The 24663-nt window shown below is 75.5% G+C and carries 19 protein-coding genes; 12 read left to right on the top strand and 7 right to left on the bottom strand.

Annotated elements, in window-relative coordinates:
* Window positions 1-262 precede the first annotated feature (262 nt).
* The 3 genes from WME89_RS50265 to WME89_RS50255 are packed head-to-tail and all read right to left on the bottom strand — an operon-like array spanning window position 263 to window position 4791.
* Window positions 263-1390 carry a hypothetical protein gene (locus tag WME89_RS50265; protein WP_438006617.1) on the bottom strand — a complete coding sequence of 376 codons (1128 nt, stop codon included), beginning with the start codon at window positions 1388-1390 and terminating at the stop codon, window positions 263-265.
* Window positions 1387-3027 (bottom strand): M16 family metallopeptidase, encoded by a 1641-nt coding sequence (locus WME89_RS50260; protein WP_438006616.1) that lies wholly within the window; start codon window positions 3025-3027, stop codon window positions 1387-1389. Before WME89_RS50260 ends, WME89_RS50265 begins: the two co-directional genes overlap by 4 nt.
* A gap of 18 nt (window positions 3028-3045) precedes the next feature.
* Window positions 3046-4791: a M16 family metallopeptidase gene (locus WME89_RS50255; RefSeq protein ID WP_438006615.1), complete on the bottom strand. Its 1746-nt coding sequence runs from the start codon at window positions 4789-4791 to the stop codon at window positions 3046-3048.
* A 199-nt stretch (window positions 4792-4990) separates the two neighbouring features.
* Between WME89_RS50255 and WME89_RS50250 the strand changes: the two genes are divergently transcribed.
* The 3 genes from WME89_RS50250 (at window position 4991) to WME89_RS50240 (ending at window position 7059) form a co-directional block, all read left to right on the top strand.
* A complete protein-coding gene (locus WME89_RS50250) occupies window positions 4991-5191 on the top strand; it encodes a DUF350 domain-containing protein (protein WP_438006614.1) in 201 nt (66 codons plus the stop codon).
* Between the two features lie 16 nt (window positions 5192-5207).
* A complete protein-coding gene (locus tag WME89_RS50245; RefSeq protein ID WP_438006613.1) occupies window positions 5208-6413 on the top strand; it encodes a hypothetical protein in 1206 nt (401 codons plus the stop codon).
* A gap of 235 nt (window positions 6414-6648) precedes the next feature.
* Window positions 6649-7059: a response regulator gene (locus tag WME89_RS50240; protein ID WP_437622099.1), complete on the top strand. Its 411-nt coding sequence runs from the start codon at window positions 6649-6651 to the stop codon at window positions 7057-7059.
* 233 nt (window positions 7060-7292) lie between these two features.
* Here the strand turns inward: WME89_RS50240 and WME89_RS50235 are convergent, their stop codons facing one another.
* On the bottom strand, window positions 7293-7523 hold the full coding sequence (locus WME89_RS50235; RefSeq protein ID WP_438006612.1) for a hypothetical protein: 231 nt from the start codon (window positions 7521-7523) through the stop codon (window positions 7293-7295).
* Window positions 7524-7866: 343 nt separating this feature from the next.
* On the opposite strand from WME89_RS50235, the gene WME89_RS50230 reads away from it, so the two are divergent.
* Together WME89_RS50230 and WME89_RS50225 are read left to right on the top strand one after the other, a co-directional pair.
* Window positions 7867-8286: a hypothetical protein gene (locus WME89_RS50230; protein WP_438006611.1), complete on the top strand. Its 420-nt coding sequence runs from the start codon at window positions 7867-7869 to the stop codon at window positions 8284-8286.
* A 374-nt stretch (window positions 8287-8660) separates the two neighbouring features.
* Window positions 8661-11423 carry an AAA family ATPase gene (locus WME89_RS50225; RefSeq protein ID WP_438006610.1) on the top strand — a complete coding sequence of 921 codons (2763 nt, stop codon included), beginning with the start codon at window positions 8661-8663 and terminating at the stop codon, window positions 11421-11423.
* A gap of 9 nt (window positions 11424-11432) precedes the next feature.
* On the opposite strand, the gene WME89_RS50220 is transcribed toward WME89_RS50225, so the two are convergent.
* Entirely contained in the window at window positions 11433-11816 is a 384-nt protein-coding gene (locus WME89_RS50220) for a nuclear transport factor 2 family protein (RefSeq protein WP_438006609.1), read from the bottom strand.
* A gap of 53 nt (window positions 11817-11869) precedes the next feature.
* The gene (locus tag WME89_RS50215) at window positions 11870-14683 is read right to left on the bottom strand and encodes a hypothetical protein (RefSeq protein ID WP_438006608.1); all 2814 of its coding nucleotides are present in this window, start codon (window positions 14681-14683) and stop codon (window positions 11870-11872) included.
* Between the two features lie 235 nt (window positions 14684-14918).
* Here WME89_RS50215 and WME89_RS50210 point away from each other — a divergent pair, with 235 nt between their 5' ends.
* The 7 genes from WME89_RS50210 to WME89_RS50180 all read left to right on the top strand — a co-directional run bounded on the left by WME89_RS50210 (window position 14919) and on the right by WME89_RS50180 (window position 22465).
* On the top strand, window positions 14919-15107 hold the full coding sequence (locus WME89_RS50210) for a hypothetical protein (protein WP_438006607.1): 189 nt from the start codon (window positions 14919-14921) through the stop codon (window positions 15105-15107).
* A 66-nt stretch (window positions 15108-15173) separates the two neighbouring features.
* On the top strand, window positions 15174-15860 hold the full coding sequence (locus WME89_RS50205) for a sterol desaturase family protein (protein ID WP_438006606.1): 687 nt from the start codon (window positions 15174-15176) through the stop codon (window positions 15858-15860).
* A 66-nt stretch (window positions 15861-15926) separates the two neighbouring features.
* On the top strand, window positions 15927-17102 hold the full coding sequence (locus WME89_RS50200) for a hypothetical protein (protein ID WP_438006605.1): 1176 nt from the start codon (window positions 15927-15929) through the stop codon (window positions 17100-17102).
* Between the two features lie 244 nt (window positions 17103-17346).
* Entirely contained in the window at window positions 17347-19023 is a 1677-nt protein-coding gene (locus WME89_RS50195) for an ATP-binding protein (RefSeq protein ID WP_438006604.1), read from the top strand.
* Window positions 19020-20174: a response regulator gene (locus WME89_RS50190; RefSeq protein WP_438006603.1), complete on the top strand. Its 1155-nt coding sequence runs from the start codon at window positions 19020-19022 to the stop codon at window positions 20172-20174. Before WME89_RS50195 ends, WME89_RS50190 begins: the two co-directional genes overlap by 4 nt.
* A gap of 188 nt (window positions 20175-20362) precedes the next feature.
* Window positions 20363-21379, top strand: coding sequence for a hypothetical protein (locus WME89_RS50185; protein ID WP_438006602.1), 1017 nt, complete (start codon window positions 20363-20365; stop codon window positions 21377-21379).
* Between the two features lie 426 nt (window positions 21380-21805).
* Entirely contained in the window at window positions 21806-22465 is a 660-nt protein-coding gene (locus WME89_RS50180; protein WP_438006601.1) for a superoxide dismutase family protein, read from the top strand.
* Window positions 22466-22813: 348 nt separating this feature from the next.
* Here WME89_RS50180 and WME89_RS50175 read toward each other — a convergent pair whose 3' ends face one another.
* Window positions 22814-24586 (bottom strand): serine/threonine-protein kinase, encoded by a 1773-nt coding sequence (locus WME89_RS50175; RefSeq protein ID WP_438006600.1) that lies wholly within the window; start codon window positions 24584-24586, stop codon window positions 22814-22816.
* Window positions 24587-24663 lie beyond the last annotated feature (77 nt).

Genomic DNA, 24663 nt, shown 5'->3' with positions numbered 1-24663 from the left:
GGCGTGCCGGCGCTGTCAGCCTTCACCAATGAAAGCCGCCCGGGCCGAAATGAAAGCCGGAGCCCCAAGAAGCCTGAGCAAACTCACGATGTTCCGTCAGGAAGGCCCTGGCCCAGCTCCTGCTTGATACCGAAGCAGAGCGCCTGAGGGACGGTTCCCCCCACCGTCGGACGGGCGCTCTTTTTTCTTTTTGTGCGCCTCGCTGCCCGGGCGCCTGGCGCGGAACCTCGCGGTGATCGCGCGGAGAAGCGTCCCGGGACGGTCACGGCGAGACGCAGGGCACGCTGGGCGCGGCGCCCGGCGAGAGCAGCGGCGGCAACCACCGCCGCAGCACCAGCGGCACCATGGCGTCGTGCGGCATGGGCTCCGTCGGGACGAGGTGCTCGAGCTCGCGGAGGACGCCGGGCGCGGCAGGGTGCGCGTCGACGCCGCGCTGGAACGCGCGGCGGAAGTCGCCAAAGGGGCGCCTGACCCACGACATCGTCTGCCACGAAACGACGACGTGCGTGGTCGGCGCGGATCGCGCGAGGGGGAGCGCGAGGTCGACGTCCATGCAGGCGTCGATCACGAGCGCGGCGTGCGGCGGCGTGGACGCGCGCACGGCGGTCGCGATGCCGCCCGCCGGGTTGCACCCGCCGCCGGAGTGGCCCGCGACGAGGACGCGCGCGCGGTCGAGCGTCGCGACGCCGCGCAGCCGCTCGGCGGTGGCGTCGAGGAACGCGTCCAGATCGAAGGCAGGCCAGGTCGTGCGCGCCACGGCGACCGCCGCCGGGAGCACGGCGCTCGGCGCCGCGACGAGGATCGGCGGGATCTGGCCCGCCTCCATGAGCTGCGCCGCGATCCGGCGGACGTCGCCCTCCTGGCCGCCCCCCATCCAGCGGTATTCGATCCGTGCCGCGTTGGTGCCGTGCAGGAACACGAGGATCGGCAGCGGCCGCGCGGGATTGGCGGCAGCGAGGCGGTGCACGAACGCGCGGCCGAGCCAGCGCTGCTCCGGCGGTACCGCGGGCGCGGCGGCGCCGCCCGGCGCCGCGCCCGGCGGGACCGCCCCGCTCGCCGGCGCGGGCGGGCGCTCGAAGTCGTAGGTCGCGCCGTCGAGCTGCCCCGCGGCGGGCTTCGGCGGGGACGGCGCGGCCGCCACCGGCGCGGGCTTCGGCGGCGCGGCCGCCACCGGCGCGGGCTCCGGCGGCGCGGCCGCCACCGGCGCGCGCTTCAACGGCGCGGCCGGCACCGGTGCGGGCTTCAACGGCGCGGCCGGCACCGGCGCGGGCTCCGGCTGCGCGCCGGCGCGACCCGCGATCCACGCGGCCGCGAGCCCCGCCGCGAGCGCAAGCGCCCCCGCCCCCGCCCGAGCGGCGCGCGCGCGCCCGCGGCGGCCAGCGCCCGTCACGGCCGGTCCTGCGCCGGCGCTGCGCGGTCCGCGTCGAGCGCCGGGGCGGGCGAGGCGCTCGCGTCCCGCTGGATCGTGCGCTTCCGCTCGAAGTCCCGGGTCGGGTCGACCACCTTGACGTCGCCGAAGCGGCTCAGCATCGGGCCGATCACCTGGGCGTCGCCCGCCACGACGACCACGGCGCGCGCCGGTCGCACGTGGTCCGCCGCGACCTTACCAGCGAGCGCCGGCGTGATGTCCCGGAGCTCCTTGCGGTAGCTGTCGTGGTAGTCGTCCGGCAAATCGAGCACCTGCATGCCGGCGATCTCGTCCGCGAGCCCCGCCGCCGTCCCGATGCCGAGGCCGAGGCCGGCCGAGAGGCGGCCCGCCGCGGCCTCGGTCTCCTCCTCGGACGGCATCGTCGTCGCGAGCTGCTCCGCTTGCTCGAGCATCGCCTGCGCGACAGCGCCCGTCCGCGCCGCCGGCGCGACGGCCTGGAGGACGAGCGGCACCGGCCCCTCTGCGACGTCGATCGTCGCCGCGGACGCAGCGCGCGCCGCCCCGCGCGGCTCGAGGAGGTCCCGGGACAGCCGCCCCGAGGGGCCGCCGAGCACCTGGCCGGCGACCGCGAGCGCAGGCCACTCCGGGTCGCGGCGCTCGGGCCCGAGGACGCCGACGAAGATCTCGCTCTCGGCGCTCTTCGGGCGATCGACGATCGTGAGCTTGAGCGACCCGGGGGGCATCGGATCGGTGAACGAGAGCGCCGGCGGCTCGGCGCCGCGGCGGTCGGCGAAGGCCTTCTCCACGGCGGCGCGCGCGGCCTCGGGCGTCGTGTCGCCCGCCACCACCACGACGGTGTTCTTCGGGACGTACCACGCCGCGTGGAACGCGCGGCAGTCGGCGGCGGTGATCTTCGGGAGCTCCGACGCCGTCGCGCCGAACGAGGCGTACGGGTGCAGCTCGGTCGGGAGCGCGTAGAGGTCGCGGAAGAGGACCATCAGCGCCCCCCAGCGGCCGTCCGTGCGGGCGCGGTCCCTCGCCGCGTCGACGGCGCGCGCCTTCAGCCGGGTGAGCTCGGCGGCGTCGAGGCGCGGCCGCTGCACGACGAGCCCGAGCAGCTCGATCGCCTCGGCGAGGCGGTCGCGCGTCGTGCGCAGGCCGATCACCGTCGCGTCGAGGCCGGTGTCGACCCACAGGGAGGCGCCGAGCGACTCGACGCGCGCGAGCAGCTCGCGACCGGGGAGGCCGCCGGCGCCGCCGTGCACGAGGAGCTGGCCCGTGAGGGCGGCGAGCCCCGTGCGCTCGCCGTCGGCCGAGGAGCCGCCGCGGACGACCACCCGGACCTCCACGAGCGGCAACGCGCGGTTCACCGCCGTGGCGACGCTCAGGCCGCTCGGGAGCTCGGCCCAGGCGATCGCGGGCATGCGCGCCGGGCGCGCGGGGCCGGACGGCGGGGGCTGCTCCCGGCGCTCGGCCTCGGGCGGCGGCGCCTCCGGCGCGCCCTTCGACGGCGCGGCGGCCGGCGCGACCGGCCGCGCCGGCGGCGCGGCGGGAGCGCAGCCGCAAACGGCCGCGGCGAGCGCCGCCGCCGTCCAGGAGAGCCACGGGCGCGCCGCTCGTCGCTCGCGCCGCTCGCGTCGCTTGGTTCGCTCGCTCATCGGGTCACTTCTTCCTGCTCACTTCTTCCTGGGCTTCGCCGGCTTCTTCTTCGGCGCAGGCCGGGCCGCGGCGCCGCGCGCCTGCTGCGGCGTCGCCTTCTCCGCGCCCTTGCCCGGCGACGCCTGAGCCGCGGCCTGCGCGCCGCCTCCGGCCCGCGGCGCGCCGGCCGCGGCGCGGCCCGGCGCCCGCGACGGCGGGGACGCTCCCGGGGCCGCGGGAGGGTACGTCTCCACGATCGTCCGTCGCGTCGGCCCGAGGTGATCGCGCGCGACGCGCTGCACGTCCTCCCGGGTGACCGCGAAATAGCGCGCGAGCTCGCCGTTCAGGTGGGCGGCGTCCCCGAAGAGGAGCTCGTGCTCGCCGAGCGCCCGCGCCCGCGCGCCCACGTCCGCGAGGCCCGACACGAACGCCGCCTGGAGGAGCCGTCGCGCCTTCGTCAGCTCGGCCTGCGATGGCCCCGCCGTCGCGAGCGTCCGGATCTCGCCCTCGACGAGCTTCTCGACGTCACCGACCCGGGCGCCCTCGGCGAGCCGCACGTCGATGGAGAACAGGTCGGGCCCGCGGTGGCCGCCGAGCGCGACCCGCACCGACCGTGCGACCGCCTTGTCGCCGACGAGGAGCGCCTCGAGGCGCGAGCTCTCGCCGCGGCCGAGCAGGGCGGCCGCGAGCGCGAGCGCGTGGTGATCCGGGTGCGAGCGCGGCGGGACGGCCCACCCGTAGAGGATGGCCGGAGCGCGGGCGGCGCTGTCCCGCACGACGGCGGTGCGCTGGCTCGTCTGCTCGGGGAACGGGACGTCCTTGAAGGGCGCCGCGGCGACCGCGGGGATGCCGTCGAAGTACCTGTGCACGAGCTCCATCGCCTCGCCGGGGTCGAAGCCGCCGGCGAGGGTGAGCACCGCGCGGCTCGGGCCGTAGTGGGCCGCGTGGAAGTCGCGGGCCCACGAGACCTCCGCGCCCGCGAGGTCGTCCGCCTCGCCGAGCGCCGGGTGCTCGTGAGGCCAGTACCCCTGGAAGACGAGCGCCTGGAGCCGGATCGCGCCCTGGCCGTGGGCGGCGCCGAGGACCGCGCCGCGCCGCTCCTGCGCCTCCCGGCGCTGCGCCTCGAAGGCCTGCGCGCTCAGGTCGAGCGCCCTCATGCGATCGGCCTCCAGCCACAGCGCCAGCGCGAGCTCGTTCGCGGGCAGCGCCTCCGCGTAGGTCGTGCGGTCGACCCCCGCGTCGTCCGCGAGCTCGCCGCCGCGCTCGGTCACGAGGCGAAGGTGCTCGCCCGCGGGCACGTTGCGGCTGCCCCGGGCCATCATCCCGGACACGAGCCGCGCGACGCCGCTCCTGCCGCTCGGCTCGTCGCGCGAGCCCACGTCGTACGTCACGGCCACCGCGACCGTGGGCGAGCTCCTGTCGGGGCTCATCACCACGCGCAGCCCGTTCTGGAGCGTGACCCGCTCGATGGGCAGCGCGAGCTCGAGCGGCGCCTCCGCCGGAAGCGCGGCGGCCGTCGCAGCGCCGCCGCGCCTCGGCGCGGGCGCGCCGCGCGCCGTCGCGGTGCCGCCGCGCCGCGCACCGTCGCCGCGCCCGCCGGCGGGCTTGCGTTGCGCCGCGGGAGGCCGCGGTGCCGGCGCGGCGCCGCGCGGCGCGGCGACCGCAGGCGGCGCGCCCGCGCCGGAGGGCGGCGCCGCGGCGGCGGGGCGGGGCGCGCCTGCGCTCAGCAGGCCGAGCGCCGCGAGCCCGGCCGTGACGGCGCGGCGGAGCAGGGTTCGGCTCACGGTCGTCGACACGGCAAGGCGATAGCACGTCGCCGGCCGGGCGCGCCCGCGGCGCGACGGGGCGGCGTCGCTTCACGCGGCTTCACGCTGCCGGCCGACTCGCGTAGGCTCACGCCCGCAGCCGCGAGAGGCCGCGAGCGCGCGTGGAGTGTGGCCCCGAGCGCAGAGAGAACCGCCGATGCCCGACGTTCAAAACCTGATGAGAGCCGTAGTCGGAACGCTCGTCTTCGTGGCCCTGGGGCTCATCGTCTTCCTGCTGGCGTTCGTGATCATCACGAAGCTCACCCCGTTCTCCATCCGCAAGGAGATCGAGGAGGACCAGAACACCGCGCTCGCGATCGTGATCGGCGCGGTGATCCTGGGCCTCGCGTGGATCATCTCCGCGGCGATCCACGGCTGACGCGCGGGTCTCGGCGTTGACCACGGCCGGGCCCGACGTGCTCGCCGCGCTGCCGGCCGGACGCCGCGGCGCGGCCCACGGCGGCTTCCTGTGGGGCCGCGGCGTCGACCTCGCGGTGTTCGGCGGCTCCGCGGCGGTCGCGCTCGGCCTCGCGGCGCTCTCGGCGGGCGGCGCGCTCCCGGCCTGGGGCTTCCTCCTCGTGGTGGTCGGCGTCGACGTGGCCCACGTGCACACGACCCTGTTCCGAACGTACCTCGACCCCGAGGAGCTCCGCCGCCACCCCGCGCTCTACGCCGCCGTGCCGCTCGCCTGCTACGCCGCCGGCGTCGCGCTGCACCTCGCCTCCGAGCTGACGTTCTGGCGCGCGCTCGCCTACGTCGCCGTCGTCCACTTCGTCCGCCAGCAGGTCGGGTGGGTCGCGATCTATCGAGCGCTCGCGGGCGAGCGCGCGCGCGTCGATCGCCTCCTCGACGACGCGCTCATCTACGCGGCGACGGGGTGGCCGCTCCTCTACTGGCACGCGCACCCGCCGCGCGCGTTCCAGTGGTTCGTGCACGGCGACTTCGTGAGCGCCCCCTGGCTCGCGGCCGCGGTGGGCCCGCTCGGCGTCGTGTACGCAGCGCTCGCCGTCGCGTACGTCGCCCGCGCGATCCAGCGGGCGCGGGTCGCCCGCGCGCCGCTCAACCTCGGCAAACATGTGGTCGTGGCGACGACCGCGGCGACATGGTACGTCGGCATCGTCGCGACCGACAGCGACTTCCAGTTCACCGTCACCAACGTGCTCGTGCACGGGGTGCCGTACATGGCGCTGGTGTTCGCCTACGCGCGGGAGCGGGCCATCGAGGCGCCCCGCTCGCTCGTCGCGCGGCTCGTCGCCGGCGGGCTCCTCGCCTTTCTGGGGCTCGCGCTGGCGCTCGCGTTCGCCGAGGAGATGCTCTGGGACCGGCTCGTCTGGCACGACCGGCCGGAGCTCTTCGGCGGCGCCGTGGACGAGCCGCTCCTCGGGCCGCGCGCGCGGGCGCTGATCGTGCCGCTGCTCGCGCTGCCCCAGGCGACGCACTACCTGCTCGACGCGGTGGTCTGGCGCCGCCGCCACACCCGCCCGGCCCAGGCGCGCGCGCTCGGGTTCCGGACCGCGCCCGAGGGTGACGAGGGCGGCGAGGGCGGGGAGGCCGGGGTTTCAGCGCGCTCCGGGCCGCCGCCGGCGAGCCGAGAGGCTTGACCCGCGGCGCAACTCCCGTAACTGTCGTCGCTTCGCATGGCTTCGCTCGCGGCGCCCGTGCTCCCGCAACGCCCCTCGCCCCCCCTGCGCGGCGTCGGCTGCGCGGCGCCGCCCCGCGCAGCCCGGGACCATGGATCCGGAGAAGATCCGGAGATGCTGGGAGCATGCAATGCGTGCAAGGCCCTGGCCTGCTATCGCTTCTGCATGCTTGCGCAGTCTGGAAGAGGTGACAGCAATGAGTGAACCCTGGCCAACCGGCGGGCCCAACACGCCGCGCGCGACGCCGATTCCCCCGAACCCGCGCGCCCCTGTCCTCGTCGTGGACGACGACGCCGAGCTCCGCGAGATGATGCGCGAGATGCTCGAAGCAGCAGGTTACGATGTCTACTGCGCGAGCAACGGCAAGGAGGCGCTCGATCTGCTTCACAAGGCGGACCCGCCGCCTGGGCTCATCCTGCTCGATCTGATGATGCCGATCATGACCGGCGAGGAGATGCTCGAGGCCCTGAAGCAGGTGCACGCGCTCGCCGCCATTCCGGTGACCATCGTCTCGGGCCACGACGGCCCGCCCGAGGGCGCTGCCTACCTGAAGAAGCCCGTCGACTTCGGGGCGCTGCTCGCCATCGTCCAGAAGACCTGCGGCTAGCTCCCCGGGTCGAGCGTTCGATCACGGTCCCTCCCGAGACTGGCGCGACACGAACATCGACAGCGACGGTGCGCGGTCGCGTGTCGATGAACACTCCACGGGGGTGACAGGAACCCTCGCCAAACATTGGGCGATCCCGCCCAGGCCACGCGGCCGTCGGCAGGCGGGCGATGTCGCGCGAGCAAGGTCGAGCTCGTCCGGCGCCGCCGAGCTCGGCGCCGGGCCCGACCGGCTCAGGCTGCCAGGGAGGGGGCCCCGTGCCGCGCGGGGACGGCGCCCTCGCCGCGCCGCTCGAGCGGCGAGGGCGCCTGCGGGGTCATCGCCGCGAACGCCAGGAGCCCCACGACGGTCAGCAGGAGCGCGAGCGCGAACGCCGCCGCGAGGAACAGGAGGCCGAGCGACGCGCGGTCCCCCCCGCCTGCGCCCTGCTCCGAGTCTTCGTCGCGTCGCTCCGGCTCGTCCACGCCTCGCTCCTCCGCCCGGTGGCTGTGCTTACCGCCTCGCGCGCGGCCGCGCAACGGACGCAGCGATGACCTGGGGAGCACCGCGTTCGTCGAGCATAGCAGCGTCCCGAGCGGACCCGCATGTCCGGACATTGTCTGTCCGGTGGACCCATCGCCGTCCGCCTCCGGCGGCGATAGGTTCGCCTCCTCGGAGGGCGGGCGAATGGCAGAGAGCCGCACCAGCGATGCTGTGGTGAAGAGCGGACAGGCGAGCTCGGATCGGCTGTGGATCCTCGTCAATGCGAATCACGGCGAGCCGACTCCATGTCTCGCGAGCACCCGACAACCACGAGAAACCGTGGTGGTGCGTGACCGCGACAACCTCCTCGTCAGCGTGGATGTGGGCAGGGGCTCGGCGCTCGCCGTGCCCTTCAAGACGGTTGAACTGGGCAACTCGGAGGCGACGCTGATCGTGCGGCTCGCCGCCGCCTCGACGCCGTGCGCCGGCTGCGTCGACGAGAGCCTCGCCAGGGCCGTCCAGGAGCGCGGCGGGCTCGACGCGGAGAGCGTCTTCGGCGCGGTCCGCGCCGCGATCGCCGGCTGCGCGGCGCGCGCGCACGGCGAGCGGGCCTCGAGCGCGGCCGACGCCGGCGGGCTCTCCCCCGAGAGCGCGGGGCCGCGATCGTCCGGCGCGCTCCGCCTGGCGCCCGCCGACGGGCCCCACGTGTCCGCGGGGAGCGCGCTCCCGGCGGACAGCGATATCGACGTCATCCTGATCATCTGACACAGGCCCCGGCGGGAGGTCGCGGCGCGGCTCGACGGCGCTCGGGACACGGCGCTCGGGGCGCGCGGTCGCCCGAGCGCGCGCAGCGCAGGCGGCGGCCGGGAATCGGCTCCTCGGTCCGAGCGACCGCATCGAGACGAGCGGCTCGGCCGGGACGATCGGACAGGCGATCGGGTCGAGCGGTGGAGTCGAGCGACGCGCGTGGACGGCACGCCGGGGCTGCACGGCGTCGGACCGGCCCCGCGCCGCCTCCCCGGCGGCGTCACGGCAGCGTCCCAGGCGCTCTGCGCTCGGGGCGCGTCGCGCCCGGGGCTCCGAAATTTGGCCCGACTGCGCCGGGCGTGCGAACCGGGGGGCTGGAGACCTCTGCAAGGATGACCAGCCCTCGCTCCCACGCCGAGCTCGTGACGCTGCGCAAGCTCGCGCAGGACCTCGCCGCCCAGCGCAAGGAGCGCCTGTCGAGCGTGCACCTCCTCGCCGCCATCGCCCTGCGCGGAGGCCCCGCCGCGGACCTGCTCCGCGACCGGCGGCTCGACGACGAGGCCCTGCTCAAGGCGACCCGCTCGGTCGACGACGAGGGGCCCGACCCGATCGGCCGGGCCATGGGGGGCGCGCGCGACGTCGCGAAGCGCGCGACGGCGAAGGAGCCCGCGGCGCTCCACCTGCTGCTCGCGCTCCTGTCCGACCGCAGCTCGGCCGCGCACCGGGCGCTCACGCAGTCGGGGGTCGACCTCGCGCGGCTGCGGACCTCGGCGCTCCAGATCGCGCTCGGCGTCGTGCAGGCGCGGCGCTCCTCGCCGCCGCGCGCGGGCCAGGACGGCGGCGCGCCCGAGAAGCCGGCCGCGCCGGCCAGGACGTCCCCGGCGCGCCGCGCCCGCGGCGAGGCCGCCGAGCCGGCGCGCGCGCCCGCGGAGCTGCGGCCCGTGAAGGGCGCCGGCGTCGCCATGCCGGAGCTGCGGCCCGGAAGGGGCACCGGCGTCGCCGCGACGGAGCTGCGGCCCGGAAGGGGCACCGGCGTCGCCGCGACGGAGCTGCGGCCCGCCAAGGGCACCGGCCCTGGTGTCACCGTGCCGCTGTTCCCGCCGCCGCGCCCGCGCCCTGTCGCGGCCCCGGCAGGCGGGGACGCGCCCCCCTCCGCCGAGGCGATCGCGGCGCTCACGGCCGCGCTGCGGCGCGCCCCGGCGGCGGACGACGCGGCCGCCTCGACCGCCCTCCCGGCCGTCCCGCCCGCGGGGCGGCCGCTCGCCGCCGTGGCGAGCTCCGGCGCGGCGCGCTTCACCCTCGACCGCGCGCGCTTCCCGGCCCTCGCCTCGCTCGGCCACAACCTCTCGCTCGCGGCGGCGCAGGGCGAGCTCGAGCCGATCGTCGGCCGCGAGCGCGAGATCGAGCAGGCGCTCGACGTGCTGGCGAAGCGCAACGCCAACAACCCTTGCCTCCTCGGCCCGGCGGGCGTCGGGAAGACCTCGGTCGCGCGCGGCATCGCGCACCGGCTCGCCTTCGAGGAGCGGGAGCCCCGCATCGTCGTCGAGCTCGTGCCGTCGGAGCTCATCGCCGGCACGGGCGCGCGCGGCGCGCTCAGCGAGCGCCTCGCCGCGCTGCGGTCGGAGCTCCGCGAGGCGGGCGGGCGGGTGATCCTGTTCATCGACGGGCTGTCGGAGCTCTTCGGCAGCGGCGCGCTCGACGAGGCGATGGCCGAGCTCAAGCTCGCGCTCGCCCGCGGCGAGATCACGCTGATCGGCACCGCCACGCCCGAGGAGTACCGGAAGAGCATCGAGGTCGACCCGGCGCTCGCGCGGCGCTTCACGATCGTCGAGATCGACGAGCCCGAGGAGGACGAGGCGTTCCTGCTGCTCCGGAGCGTCGCGGTCGGGCTCGGCGCGCACCACGAGCTCGCGTTCACCGACGAGGCGCTGGCCTCGGCCGTGGCCTGGTCGGTGCGCTACCTGCCCGGGCGCGCGCTGCCCGACAAGGCGCTCTCGATCCTCGACCTCGCGGGCGCGCGCACGCGGCGCCGCGCCCTGCAGAGCGGGCCGGGCGCGCGCGCCGCGCTCCGTCAGCCCTCGCAGCCCGCGCGGCAGGTGACCCCCGCCGAGGTCGCCGAGGTGGTCGCCGAGCTCGCCGACCTCCCGGTCGAGCGGTTGCTCGAGACCGACCGCGAGCGGATGCTCGCGCTGGAGACGCTGCTCGCCGAGCGGGTCGTCGGCCACGGCGAGGCGCTCGCGCGCATCGCCCGGGTGCTCCGCAGGAACGCGGCCGGCCTGCGCGCGCGCCGCCCGATCGGGTCGTTCCTCTTGCTGGGCCCGACCGGCGTGGGCAAGACGGAGACGGCGAAGGCGATCGCCGAGTCGCTGTTCCACTCGCCGGACGCCATGACGCGGCTGGATTTCTCCGAGTACGCCGAGTCGCACGCGGTGGCGCGGCTGGTCGGCGCGCCGCCCGGCTACGTGGGCCACGAGGCGGGCGGCCAGCTCACCGAGGCGGTGCGGCGGCGGCCGTACCAGGTGGTGCTCCTCGACGAGATCGAGAAGGCGCACCGCGACGTGCTCGAGGCGTTCCTGCAGGTCTTCGACGAGGGCCGCCTGACGGACGGCCGCGGTCGGCGCGTGGACTTCACGAACACCGTGCTCGTGATGACCTCGAACCTCGGCGCGGCCGAGGCGGGCGCGCTCAAGGCCGAGCGCTCCGTCGGCTTCGCCCGCGCCTCGCAGGCCGTCTCGCCGGAGCGCCTCTCCGAGGCGATGCTCGCGGCGACGCGCGCCGCGCTCCCGCCCGAGCTCTACAACCGCATCGACGAGGTCATCTGCTTCGCGCCGCTCACGCGGGCGGACGTCGCCGAGATCACGCGCCGGCTGCTGGGCGGCCTGGAGCGCGAGCTCGAGGCGCGCGGCGTGGTGCTCGAGGTCGAGCCGGAGGCGATCGACGCGCTGCTCGACTCGGGCGGGTTCGACCCCGAGCTCGGCGCCCGGCCGATGAAGCGCACGATCTCGCGCCTCATCGAGGCGCCGCTCGCGGACCTCATCCTGCGCGGCCAGCTGGAGGAAGGCTCCGCGGCCCTCGTGGGCGTCGAGCAGGGGGAGGTCGTGGTCGACGCGATCGCGCGGGCCGGCGAGCGGCGTTATGCCGCGTGCTCCAGCTGAACGGGGGCGTTATGCCGCATGCTCCAGCTGGATCCCGAGCGCCCTCGGGTCGAAGTACGCCTTGAACCGCGTGATGACGCCGGCATGGTGCTCGATGACGCTCACGCCCTCGTACGAGAACACCACCCCGTTCGCGAGCGTCCCGTGGCTCTTCCACTCGAGGACGGAGGACCTGTCGGACTCGACGACGCACCGGAATTCGGACTGCACCTCGCCGAAGGTGTGGCGGTAGCCGCGCCAGAAATCGCGGGCGCCGTTCGGGCCGCGGAGCGGCCGCGTGATGGTCACATTGCTGAGCTCGGCGTCGGGCGCGAAGAGCCGCGCCATGGGCTCGACGTCACCGCTCTCCTCGATCCGACGCAGGGCCTCGATGAATTCGCTCGCCTTGGACATGATGCCTCCTGCCGTGCGAGCGTTTGCAAGGGGCGGGCCCTCGGCCCTCCCGGCTACGGCGGCCCGGCCTCGATCGCCCGCCTGTACCGCTCGCGCCGGTGCGGCTCGCGCAGGATCTCGTACGCCTCGTCGAGCACCTCGATGACGAGGCGCACGTCGTCGAGCAGGTCCACGGTCGCGGCGGTGAGCAGCGTCGACGGCTCGAACGCCTTCCGCAGCGCGAGGTACGCGCGGCGGATCTCGTAGTTCGTCGCGTCGCGCGGGATGCCGAGGATCGAGAAGTAGTCCCCGTCCTCCACCAGGGCGAGCCGCGCCCGGACGCGCTGCCGGATCGCCTCCTCGTCGAGCGGGTCCTCGACCGGCGGGGGCGGCGCCTCGGTGATCGACGGCGGGATGAGGACGTCGAGCACCTCCAGGCAGACGAGCGCGTAGAGCACGCTGGCGTTCTCGGGCTCCGCCGCGCTCACGAGCTCGCCGACCGTGCGGCCGCGCGCGGTGCGCACGAGCTCCTCCTCCTCGCGCCGCAGCGCGCACTCGCCGAGCAGGTTGCGCCGGACGCCGTCGTCGAGCCGCGCGCCCGGGCCGCCGAGGCGGCGCAGCGCGACCTCGGGCGCGATGACGCGGCGGATCGTCTCCACGAAGACCTCGGCGCCGGTCGCGCCGCCGAAGACGTTCGGCTCCGCCTTGAGGCGGCCCGGCGGCTCGGGCTCCAGATCGCACGTGCCGGCCTCGACGAGCACGACGTGCCCGATGACCCACTCCGCGTGCGCGCGCAGGACCGGCCAGAGGTCGTCCTGGCCGAGGTGGCCGTGCGCGATGAGCGCCGCGCCGGCGTGCCGGCCCGAGGCCGGGAGCTTGCCCGCGAGCCGCGCGGCGACCTCCCGCTCGATGTCGCCGCGCCCGACGAGGAAGGCGAGCAGCGTCTCCTCGGGGATGCTCGAGCCGGCGGTCACGAGGTCGCCGTCGTGCAGGACGATGCGCCGCGCGCCCTCCTCGGTCGCGATCGCGAGCGAGCCCGAGGAGCGGCTGCCCACCGCGCGGGCGAGCGCGCGCGGCGCGTCGCCCGGGCCGAGCACCGTGGTCGAGGAGGCCTCGCTGGAGACCGGCTCCTCGTCCTCGTGCTCGTGCGACGGAGGCGGCGGGACGCGGCCGAACGCGCCCGTGCTGACCGTGGCGGGCGCGGAGGGCACGGGCCCCATGGGCGGCATGGGCGCGCGCCCGGCCGCGCCGGAGATCGCCACCGACGGCGGGGGAGACACGGGCATGCGGCCGAGCGCGCCGGGCGGCGTCGGCGGGAGGAAGCCGCGCCCGAGCGTGCCCGCGCCGAGCGTCGCCGGCCCAGGAGGCACCGGGACGCGCGCCGACGTGGCGGAGCGGACCGCGAGCGGCGCGGGCGGCAGCGGCTCGGGGTCGGCCCCGCCGCCCGGCGGCAGCAGCGCGGTCCTCACCTCGACCGAGGGAGGCGACACGAGCGCGACGCCCGGCGGAGGCGGCGGCGGCGGCGGGAAGCCGGGCGAGGGCGGCGGAAAGCCGGGCGCCCGGGCGTCGCGCGCGCCGCGCGACCGGGTCGGCGGCGGCTCGGTGTAGCGCTGGTGAAACGACGGCTCGACGCGGCCCGACGGGGCGCGCACCCAGTCGAGCTCCTCGCGCGTGACGCCCGGCAGCGCGCGGTCCCAGGCGGGCTCCTCGCGCGGCGCGGGCAAAGGCGCGGGCGACCGATCCCACGCGGCCTCGACGCGCGGCGGCGGCGACACGAACGCGTGGGGGCGGCCCGCGTCGCGCGGCGTCGGCGGCGGAGCGTCGCGCCCGACGCTCCGGCGCGCTGTCGCGCCGAGATCGCGCTCGTCCCTGCCGGACAGGTGCGCCTCCCTGTCGAGCGAGAACGGGGCGAGCTCGGGCCCGGTGCGCTTCGTCGCGTACACCGCGTCGCGCGACGGCTCGACGTGGAGGGCTTCCTCGTCGCCCTCGCCCGGCTCGGCGAGCTCGGCGAGCGGGTCTCCGGGCCCGGTGTTCTCGGCGCGGGTGGCCGACTGCTGCGGAGCGGCCGCGCCGTGCGGGTCCGAGCTGGTCCGCGGCTGCGAGGCCGAGCCGGCGAGGCGCGGCGCGTACCCCTGGCTCGCGCCGGTCCGCGGCTCTTCCTCGTCCGGATCGAGCGGCTCGTCGAGCGCGGCGAGCAGCTCCGGCGACAGCATCAGGTCGACGTCCTCCTCGGCCGCCGGGATGCTCGACGGGTGCGCCTTCGCCGTCACCCGCTGCTCGGCGGCGACGAGGATCTCCTCGAGCTCCGGGCTGATCCGCGCCGGCAGGAGCCGCGGCCCGATCGCCTCGCCGTCCTCGGGCGGCGGCAGCACCGACCCGACGTCGAGCGGGTCGAGCTCGCTGGCGAAGTCCGGGTTCGACGGGACCTCGTTGTCGAGCGGGCCCGGGTAGCCCGCCATCAGGCGCGCCGCGACGCCTTGATCCCCGCGGAACCGCCCTGGCTCCGCGACGGCGCTCACGTGCGCGGCGAGCTCGGCGATGTCGACGGGGCGCTCGAAGACCTGCCCGAAGAGCTGCGGGTCGAGCTCGGCCGAGCGGACCGGATCGCCCACGAGCAGCACGGACGCGGCGACGCCGCCCGGGCGCTGGTACAGGCGCTCGAGCACCTCGATCGCGCCGGGCTGATCGAGGTCGACGATCACGACGCGCGGCGCGTCGATCGCGAGGCGCGCCTCGAGCTCGTCGATCGGCGCCGCGATCACCTCGAACCCCCGCCCTCGCAGCGCCGCGCCGATCGCCGCTCCCTCCGCCGAGGCGTCGGCCAGGACAACGGCGTCGGCGCGCAGGCGCGCCTGCACGGCTTCGTGATCGTCGCGGAGCTCGGACACGGCGGTCATCTCGTGGCGGGGGCCCAGCGGAGCACCCAGGGCCCCCGTATCGCCTGGACTCTCAACGGTCGTAGGCGGGCTGTCAAACGCGATCGCGGCGCCCGCGGAGTTCCCGCTGCGCCGCGCTCGCCGCGCTCCACGCGCCGCGAGCGCCCGGCTGCGAAGGCGCGCCCGCCGCCGATCTCGCTGCCCGCCGCCGACCACGCCGCGCGCGCAGCGTGGTAGACCTCGGCACATGGTGCTCGGCGCTTCCCACAACGAGATCGCCCTGACGGCCTTCCTGCTCATCGTGGTGCTGCTCGCCGCGAAGATGGGCCGCATCGGCGAGGCCATCGGCGCGCTGTTCGAGCGGAACGCGCCCGCGGCGGACGGAGGCGCGCCCGACGACGGCGCGGAGCCGCGGGAAGACCGCCACGAAAGCTGAGCGCGCCCCTTCGCGGGCGACCCCGCCCGCGCTTGCGTTCTGTTTTTTTAGAATTCATAGTTTTTGATGCCTGTGAACGAGCCGGCTGCTCCGCGGGCGCGGCGGCGGCGGCGCGCGGAGATCGCGGCGCGGATCCCGCGCGGGTACTGCCCGGCGCTCCACCTGGCGGCCCCGACGGCGCTCGGCGTCGTCGTGCTCGCGGCGGCGGTGCGCCTCCTCGACGCCGTCGAGCCCGTCGAGCTGCTCGCTGTCCCGGCGACGCTGCTGCTCGGCCTCGCGTTCGAGTGGTGGGCGCACCGGTCCGTGCTGCACCGGCGGGCGCCGCTGCTCGGCGCGCTGTGCGAGCGGCACGAGCGCGAGCACCACCTCGCCTTCACCGCCGACGACATGGCGCTGCGGAGCGCCCGCGAGCTCTGGCTGGTGCTGACGCCGCCCGGCTCGGCGCTCCTCGTCCTCGCCTTGCTGCTGCCCATCGCCGCGGCGGCGGGCCTCTTGCTCTCGCGGGACGCGGCGCTGCTCGGGCTCGCGACGGCGATGGGGCTCTTCGTCAGCTACGAGTGGCTGCACCTCGCGTACCACCTGCCGCCGGACAGCCCGGTGTACCGGGTCCCGGGGCTCGCGCGGCTCCGCGAGCACCACCGCCGGCACCACGACCCGCGGCTCATGAAGCGCTGGAACTTCAACGTGACCGTGCCCGTGTTCGACCTCGTCCGGGGCACGCTCTGGTCGCCGCGCCCGCGCGGCGGCGCGTGACCGACGCCCGCGCGGCGGCGCGTGGCCGCCGGGGCGCCCGCGGCGCCCGTGTGCTAACGGTCGCGCGTGCAGACGCGGACCAGAGACGGCCTCGTGCTCCTGCTCGCCGGGGTCCTGCTCGGCGGCGGGCTCGCCTGGCTCCTCGGCCGCCGGCAGGAGGCGCCTCTCGCCGCGCCCCGCGCGCTCGACGCCGTGCCGGCGGGCGCGCTGCTCGTCGCGACGCTCGACCTCCCGGCGCTGCGCGCCTCGCCCGCGTTCGCCCCCTTCCTGCGCGAGGAGCGCGAGATCCCCGGGCTCGGCAAGGTGCGCGACGTGTGCGGCTTCGACCCGCTGGCCGCGTTGACCGAGGTCGCCGTCGCCATCCCGGCGGCGGGCGAGAGCGGCGACTTCGGGCTGGCCGCGTCCGGCGCCGTGCAGGACGAGGCGCTGCTCGCGTGCGCCTCGAAGGTCATCAAGGCCCGCGGCGGGCAGCCGGTCGTCTCCACGATCGGCAGCTTCCGCGCGGTGCGCGACTCGAGCGCGGAGGGCCACGGCGAGATCGCCGTGCGCCCCGGCGGGCCGATCCTGCTCGGCGGCGGGGCGTACCTGCGCGCCATGATCGACGCCGCCGACGGTCGCGCCCCGGCCGTCGGCGCGACCGACGCGCACGACGGGATCGCCCGCGAGGTCGGCGAGGGCGCGGCGCGCGTCACCGTGGTCCTCACGCCCGAGCAGCGCGCCGAGCTCGGGCGCGAGCTCGCCGCGAGCGGCGCCGGCCGGTCGCCCGCGGCGTCCATCCGCTCCGGCGGCGTCGGCGTCGCGCTCGGCCCCGAGATCGCGGTCCACGGCGTCGTCCTCTGCGACGCGGAGGCCCCCTGCGCGGAGCTCGGCGCGGAGCTGCGCGCCGCCCGCGACGCGCGCGCGGAGGACTTTGCGACGCGGCTCATCGGCTTCGGGGCCGTGCTCGAGCGCGTCGCGATCGCCGCCGAGGGCAAGGCGCTCCACGCGCGCGTCAAGCTGTCGGCCGAGGAGGCCGGCGTCCTCGTCGATCGGCTCGCCTCGCTGCGCGGCCTCCGCCAGCCCGCGCAGCCGCCGGCGCCGGCGCTGCCCGCGCGCGACGGGAGCGGCGCGCCGCGCGCAGACGCCGGCGCCCCGCCGCCGGACGCGGTCGTCGCGCCACGGCAGCGCAGCGCAGACGCCGCGCCGCCGGAAGAGGTCGTCGCGCCGCGGCAGCGGGCAAGGCCGGACGGCGGCGCGCCGTAGCGCCGGGAGCGCCGGCCAGGCGCGCGCCGGCGCGGACCGGACGCGACGCTGGCGCGCGCCGCGCTGCGGCGAGGCGATTCCGTGGTCCACCTGACGAGCGCGCCGCCCCGCGGGCGAAGCCGCGCGGCGCGCCCGAACGCGGCCCCGCGCGCTGTCCCGAACTCCTGTACGCTGATCGCTGCCCTCCGGCGGGATCGGCGCTCCGGCCTTCCCCGCCGCGATGGGCTGGGTGGGGGCATATCGCATGCAGCTGGTCGGGATCTCCGCCTCCTTGGTCGTCGGGACCCTCGTTGTGGTCGTCCTCTGGGCGCTCCGCCGGCGGCTCCGCGCCCGCGAGCGCGATCTCGAGCGGAAGGCGCAGGAGCTCGCGGTGAGCCGCGCCGCGGAGCAGCGGCTCACCGAGGAGCTCCTCGACGCGCGGCGGGCCGAGGAGGAGGCGCGCCGGGCGAAGGCCGAGGCCGAGGCGGCGAGCCAGGCGAAGAGCGCGTTCCTCGCCAACATGAGCCACGAGCTCAGGACGCCGCTCAACTCGATCCTCGGCTTCGCGCAGCTCATGGAGCGCGACGTGTCGCTCGGCGACCGGCACCGCGAGAACCTCGCGGTCATCTGCAAGAGCGGCGAGCACCTGCTCGGCCTCGTGAACGACATCCTCGAGATGGCGAAGATCGAGGCTGGCCGGATGACGCTCGCCGAGGCCGAGTTCGACCTCCACGAGATGCTCTCGGGGCTGTCGGAGATGTTCGCTGTCGAGGCGCAGAAGCGGGGGCTCACGCTCACGGTAGAGCGGGAGCCGGACGTGCCGCAGCTCGTCCACGGCGACGAGGGCAAGCTGCGGCAGGTGCTGATCAACCTGCTCGGCAACGCGCTGAAGTTCACGCCGAGGGGATCGGTGACGCTGCGCGCGTGGGCGCGGCGCGCGACCGGGGTGCGTGAGGGCGGCGCGCACGACGTCGCGACCGGGGGTCGGGCGCGGGTGTCGTTCGAGGTGACCGACACCGGCCGGGGCATGGCCGAGGAGGAGCTCGCGGAGCTCTTCGAGGCGTTCGCGCAGACCGCGAGCGGGCGGAGGTCGGGCGAGGGCACGGGCCTCGGCCTGCACATCAGCCGCCGCATCGTGCGGATGATGGGGGGCGACATGCACGTGGAGAGCCAGCTCGGCCGCGGGACGACGCTCCGCTTCGACGTGCGCCTGACGCTCCCCGACGCGGGCGGCGCGCGGCTCAGCGCGGCGCCGCGCTCGCGGCGCGTCGTCGGCCTCGCGCCGGGCCAGCCCCGCTACCGCGTGCTCGTGGTCGACGACCGGTGGGACGTGCGCCACTGCCTGCTCAAGCTGCTCGACTCGGTGGGCGTCGAGGTGCGCAGCGCGACCAACGGGCTCGGGGCGGTGGCGCAGTGGGAGACGTGGTCGCCGCACCTCGTCCTGCTCGACCTGCGCATGCCGCTGCTCGACGGCTACGAGGCGGCGAGCCGCATCAAGTCGAGCCCGCGGGGGCGCGAGACGGTCGTCGTCGCGATGACGGCGAGCGCGTTCGAGCAGAACCGGTCGCTCGCGGCGGAGGCCGGGTGCGACGACTTCGTGAGCAAGCCGTTCCGCGACGCGGACATCTTCAACCTCCTGACGAAGCACCTCGGGGCCCGCTTCGAGCACGAGGACCGCCCCGCCGCGTCGTCGTCGAAGGCGCGGGCGCCGGCGGCGCGGTCCGTCGACCTGGCGCGCGCGGCGGCCGAGCTGCCCCCGTCGCTGCGCAAGGACCTCCGGCGGGCGGCCACCCGGCTCGACGCGAAGGCGGTGCAGGCGGCCATCGAGCAGTTCCGGCCGGAGGACGCGGAGCTCGCGGGGGCGGTGGCCGAGCTCGCGCGGGGGTATCGCTTCGACAGCATCTTGGCGCTATCGAGCGCAGACGAGGAGGAGCCGTCATGACGGACACCGACGCAAAGCCGGCGCCGCGCGCGCGCGTAGAGATCGGGGGCGCGCGGCCGGAGCGCCCCCGGGAAGACGCCGCCAACATCCTGATCGTGGACGACATGCCGGCGAACCTGTCGCTCCTCACGTCGATGCTGACGGCGCAGGGCTACGAGGTGCGGGCGGCGATCAGCGGCGCGATGGCGCTGATGTCGGCGGCGGCGGTGGCGCCGGACCTCATCCTGCTCGACGTGAACATGCCCCACATGGACGGCTACGAGGTGTGCCGGCGGCTGAAGGCGGACCCGCGGACGGCGGACATCCCGGTCATCTTCCTGAGCGCGATGACGGGCATCGGCGACAAGGTGATGGCGTTCGAGGCGGGCGGCGTCGACTACGTGACGAAGCCGTTCGAGCTGCGCGAGGTGCTGGCGCGGGTGGGCACGCAGCTGCTCCTGCACCGGCAGCGCCGGGAGCTCGAGCGGCAGCGGAAGGAGCTCGAGGAGCGCTACGCGCAGGTCCGCCAGATGCAGGCGGCGCTGCGCGGGTACCTGTCCGACCGGGCGTGGGAGAGCATCGAGGAGAGCGTCTCGTCGAACAGGCCGAGCCCGCCGGCGCGCGAGGTGCTGACGGTGCTGGTCAGCGACATCGAGGACTTCGTGCGGCTCTCGGAGCATGAGGACCCGGGGCCGCTGCTCGCGGATCTCAGCCTCTACATGGCGACGGTGGCGCAGGTCGTCTACGACCACCAGGGCGAGGTCGACAAGTACGTGGGCGACGGCATGCTCGCGTTCTTCCGGAGCGCGCCGGACGCGCTCGCGGCGGCGCAGCGCATCCAGCGGGCGATCGAGGACTTCAACGAACAGCAGCGCTCGCACGGCCGGCCTGCCTTCCCGACGCGGCTCGGGCTCTCGACAGGGCCGGTCCTCCTGGCGAGCATCGGGTCGAGCGGCAGGCGGGAGTTCACGATCATCGGCGATCGTGTGAACACCGCGTTTCGGATTCAGGCGCAGGCGAGGGCCGGTGGCCTGCTGATGGATGAGGCGACGTTCGCCGCGGCCGGGAGCCCGGCAGGCGCGGTGCCCGCGATGGTGCGGATCCGGGGCAAGCAGGGAGAGGAGAAGCTCTATGCGATCTCGCCCGAAGCGGCCCTCGGCGGCGCGGTGTGAGCGTTCACGCGCGCTCCCGGAGGCGCGGAGGGCGGCTCTTCAAGGCAGCTTCCGGGGATGGCGGATTACACTGCACTCGCCCGGGTCATGGGCTCTCGGGCCCATGGACGGGGTGATCCGACACAAACGTTCGTTCTTGAACCACGCGAGGCGCTCGTATAATAGTCGCGGCGGAGGATCGAACGAATATGAAGCTTCATTATTGCGTTAGCTTGCTGGGACTGCTCGCCATGTCTGCTATGGGCGCTGCCGCGTGCGGCGATGACGACGGCGACGGCGAGATGAGCTCGTCGACGTCGACCGGCACGGGGTCGACCACCGGCACGGGGTCGACCACCGGCACGGGCGGCACCGGCGGCGGCACCGGCGGCGCGGGGTCGACCACCGGCACGGGCGCCGGCGGCGGCACCGGCGGCGGCGACACGGCGTGTGCCGATACGTCGCTGATCTGCGACGACTTCGAGTCGTACGAGGGCCAGGGCGCCCCGGGCGACAAGTGGACCGTCTACACGGCCATGGACGGCTCCGCGGTCAGCGTCGACACGTCGAAGGCTTTCAGCGGCACCAAGTCCGTCAAGCTCACCACGCCCGCGAGCACCGGGGACAACAACTACAAGTCCGCCATGATCCAGTTCGTGGACGCGGACAAGCTGCCGACCGACGCCAACGTCATTCACGGTCGCATGATGTTCTTCCTCGAGTCCGCGCCCACCGGGGACGTCCACTGGACCATCATCGACGGCTCTGGGACCATTCCCGGCAGCGATTTCAATGGGGCCCCCTACGCGGCGCAGTATCGCTACGGCGGCCAGCATCCGGTCACGGGCGGCAGCCAGCTGATGGCGAACTACGATACGCCCGGCTACTGGAGCGACCCGAAGACGGGCCCGCAGACGGACTGCTGGCACCACGCAACAGAGGAGACGGTGGTCCCGGTCGGCGAGTGGTCGTGCGTCGAGTTCAGCTTCGACGGGCCGAAGAACGAGATGCGCTTCTGGCTCAACGGGACCGAGCTGACCGACCTCAAGGTGTCCGGGACCGGCCAGGGCTGCGCCAACGAGGTGGAGAACTTCGAGTGGACCGCGCCGGCGTTCGACAAGATCGCCCTCGGCTGGGAGTCCTACCAGGCCGACGAGCCGCGCACGATGTGGATCGACGACGTGGTGATCGGCACCGCGCAGATCGGCTGCCCCAGCGCGCAGTGAGGCGGCCGCGAGGCGCGGAGGTAGACTCCGCGCCTCGTCCACCGCCCGGCGCCGTTCCGCCGCCTGTCCGCCGGACGCCGCGCGCGCCGCCGATACCATGGATGAGCGCGCGCGAGCTTCAGGAAATCCCCTCATGTACCCCCGGTGAATGACCGGATCTCCTCCTCCACATCCACTCGGCACCTCAGGCGGCGTGCGCCGCAGCATACGACTTGCCGCCAGGTGGCGGAGCGCCTCGGCCCTCGCGCGAAGGGCGCGGCATTCCTTTCAGGTTGCCCACCCTCTCGGTGAACAGGATCGCCGCCAGACCTCGGCCGCGCCGGTGACCGCACCTGACGATTGTAGAGTTCGCCGATTGATCGCCCGCCGGGTCCGCTCTACGAGACGGCCGAGGTCCAACGCTTCACGAACCTGGAGGTCTCCGCTGTGACGAAACCGGCCTATTCCCTCTCGCTGCTCGCCTCGTTCGCCCTGGTTGTCGCTGCCTGCGGCGGCGCGCCCGAGCCGGCCCCTGCGGTCCCCGACGTCCCCGCCGAGCCGACGCAGCCGGCGCCGGAGACGCCCGCCGCGCCCGCGACGCCTGCGCCCGAGGCCAGCCCGCAAGGCGACGGCGCCGCGTCAGCGCCCGCGGCCGCGGCGCCCGTCACGGTCGAGGTGCCCATCGAGGCGCGGACCAACTCGAAGCTCAAGGGCTCGGCGAGCTTCACCGAGGTCGACGGCGGCGTGAAGGTCACCGTCCAGGTCTCGGGCGCCCCCAAGGGCAAGATCGCCGTGCACGTGCACGAGACCGGCGACTGCAGCGCGCCGGACGCGAAGAGCGCGGGCGCGCACTACAACCCCGAGAACCATCAGCACGGCCTCCCCGACGCCTCGGCCCGCCACCTCGGCGACCTCGGCAACATCGAGGTCAAGGCCGATGGGACCGGCTCCCACGAGATCGTCGCCAAGGGAGCGAGCCTCAAGCAGGGCGCGCCGAACTCCTTTCTGGGTCGCGCCATCATCGTCCACGAGAAGCAGGACGACGGCGGCCAGCCGTCCGGAAACGCCGGGGGCCGCATCGGTTGCGGCGTCATCCAGAGCAAGTGACGCAGCCCCTCGCGGCTCGCTCATCTCGCTCATGACGCGATGATCCCCCGCGCTCCGAGAGCGCCTCTCGCCGCATCGCGGGACTGCCCCTCTGGAGCGCTGGCGCGTCGGATCGACCGGGACGGCGCTCCCCCGGGTCAAGCACAGCCACCCGGACAAGACATCACCAGAACGTCAAGGACGACAGGAGAGCCCACGGCTCATCCTTTTCTTGGCGCTCCTGGCGTTCTTCGCGTTCCTGACGGGAAGCTCATCGAGCTTTTCTTCCCGCCTTCATGTTCAACCCCGACCACCACCCGCTCTTGAGCCGCGCGACACTCCGCAGCACCGGAGTCGACCGCTCCGGCGTCATCGAGGCGGAGCGGTGACCGACAACGCTTGCCTTCGCGCGGAGGAGCCAGGAACCGGGACGCTCCTGCTCGCCGGGAACCTCGGCGCGGCCGCGGCGCGCGCCGGGGGACCGCGCTCCACTCGCGGCGCCCGCTCTCGGAGCTCCTCGCGCCGGGCGTTCGACACCGGCTCGGACGAGGGCGACGGCGACGCGGAGGGGGTCGCGGCGGCCACAGCGGCGTGACCGGCGGAATCGGCGCTGCCCGCCTCGGTCAGGCGTGCGCCCGCAGGGGGCGGCCCGGTAGCGCGATCTCCGGACGATCGACTGGACTCATCCGGCTGCTCTGGTGGCTCCGCGCACTGCGTCCCCCCCACGAGCAGCACGGCGACGATCGCCACCGCCACCGCCGCCACCCCGGGGGGCGAGAGCAGCCGCCAGATCCGCGACGCCAGGACGCTGCCGCGCGGCCTCAACCTGGCGAGCGTCGCCTCCCCGACGAGGACGTCGTCGAGCGGCGGCCAGTCCGCAACGGCGGCGGCCTCGCCCGGCCCCGCGGCGCCGACCGCCGGCTCGACGCCCGCCCTGGTCGCGGCGAGGGCGGCCTCTGCGGGCACCGCAGGGCTGGCCACCGGCTCGACGCCCGCCCTGGCCGCGGCGGCCTCGCCTGGCCCCGCAGCGCCCGTCGCCGCCCGAGGAACCGAGGGTGGCGGGGGAGCCGGGAGCGGCTCGTCGGGGCGCAGCGCGAGCACGACACCGCCCGTCGAGGAGCCCGGGCCGGACGCATCGGGAGTCGCGCCGCCGTCCCGCGTGCCGGCGCCCCCCGCGCTGGCCGGCGCGCCGGCCGTCCCCTCGCGCGGCCCTCCGCGGAGCACCCGCTGGATGCGCTCGACGAGCGGCTGCGCAGCGGGCGGCGCGAAGGGGCTCAGCGCCAGCGCCAGCTCCGCCACGTCGGGCCAGCGCCTGTCGCGGTCCCGCTCCAGACACCGCATGATGATCGGGTCGATCTCCGGCGTGAGCCCGCGGCGGACCTTCGACGGCAGCGACGGCACGAACTTGCCCCCGAGCACCAGCGAGACCGTCTGGACCGAGCGCGCGTGCATGGGATACCGGCCCGTGAGCAGCACGTAGAGGAGCGAGCCGATCGCCCAGATGTCCGCGCGCGCGTCGACGTCGCGCTGCCCCCGCATCTGCTCGGGAGGCATGTAGTGCGGCGTCCCGAGCATCTGTCCCGTGCTCGTCTGCATCTCGGAGACGCCCAGCGACGCCGCCCTCGATACCTTGGAGATGCCGAAGTCGAGCACCTTGATGCACGGCGCGCCGTCGCCGGCGTGCGTCAAGAACAGGTTCGCCGGCTTCACGTCGCGGTGCACGAGCCCGAGCGCGTGAGCCTCCGCGAGCGCGTCGCAGGCCTGGATCACGTAGAGCGTCGCCTCCTCGATCGGCAGCGGGCCCCGCTGCTTGCGGATGACCCGGAGATCGCGGCCCGCCAGGAACTCCATCACCATGAAGGGCAAGCCGCCGTCGAGCTGCCCGATCTCGTGCACCTTCACCACGTGATCGCTCTTCAGCCGCGCCGCGATCCGCGCTTCCCGGAGGAAACGCTCGCACATCTCCGGATCCGCGGCCGTGGCCGGCAGCAGCAGCTTGATCGCCCGGAGCTCGTCGAGCTCCACGTGCGTCGCGGCGACCACCGCGCCCATCGCTCCCTTGGCGAGCAGCCGATTCACGCGGTACCTGCCCGCGATCAGGCTTCCGACCTCCAGCCCTTGGATCTCTTCCAGGCCGCGCATGTTCGAGACCTCCGACCGAGAGCGCCGCCCGTCCAGCATACCGCAGGCACCCTGCGGGCGCGGCGCCCGTGACGGCG

Source organism: Sorangium sp. So ce321 (assembly GCF_051530195.1).
In the GTDB taxonomy this organism is placed as follows: domain Bacteria; phylum Myxococcota_A; class Polyangia; order Polyangiales; family Polyangiaceae; genus Sorangium.
Note: the sequence above shows the minus strand (reverse complement) of the source record. Positions and strands in the feature narration are given on the sequence as shown.

Bases quoted from the DNA above. Each gene is read 5' to 3' on its own strand.
- WME89_RS50225 (WP_438006610.1), top strand. From the start codon at position 8,661: ATGACCAGCCCTCGCTCCCACGCCGAGCTCGTGACGCTGCGCAAGCTC.
- WME89_RS50205 (WP_438006606.1), top strand. From the start codon at position 15,174: ATGCCTGTGAACGAGCCGGCTGCTCCGCGGGCGCGGCGGCGGCGGCGC.
- WME89_RS50260 (WP_438006616.1), bottom strand. From the start codon at position 3,027: ATGAGCGAGCGAACCAAGCGACGCGAGCGGCGCGAGCGACGAGCGGCG.
- WME89_RS50195 (WP_438006604.1), top strand. From the start codon at position 17,347: ATGCAGCTGGTCGGGATCTCCGCCTCCTTGGTCGTCGGGACCCTCGTT.
- WME89_RS50240 (WP_437622099.1), top strand. From the start codon at position 6,649: ATGAGTGAACCCTGGCCAACCGGCGGGCCCAACACGCCGCGCGCGACG.
- WME89_RS50210 (WP_438006607.1), top strand. From the start codon at position 14,919: ATGGTGCTCGGCGCTTCCCACAACGAGATCGCCCTGACGGCCTTCCTG.
- WME89_RS50185 (WP_438006602.1), top strand. From the start codon at position 20,363: ATGAAGCTTCATTATTGCGTTAGCTTGCTGGGACTGCTCGCCATGTCT.
- WME89_RS50250 (WP_438006614.1), top strand. From the start codon at position 4,991: ATGAGAGCCGTAGTCGGAACGCTCGTCTTCGTGGCCCTGGGGCTCATC.
- WME89_RS50220 (WP_438006609.1), bottom strand. From the start codon at position 11,816: ATGTCCAAGGCGAGCGAATTCATCGAGGCCCTGCGTCGGATCGAGGAG.
- WME89_RS50175 (WP_438006600.1), bottom strand. From the start codon at position 24,586: ATGCGCGGCCTGGAAGAGATCCAAGGGCTGGAGGTCGGAAGCCTGATC.
- WME89_RS50190 (WP_438006603.1), top strand. From the start codon at position 19,020: ATGACGGACACCGACGCAAAGCCGGCGCCGCGCGCGCGCGTAGAGATC.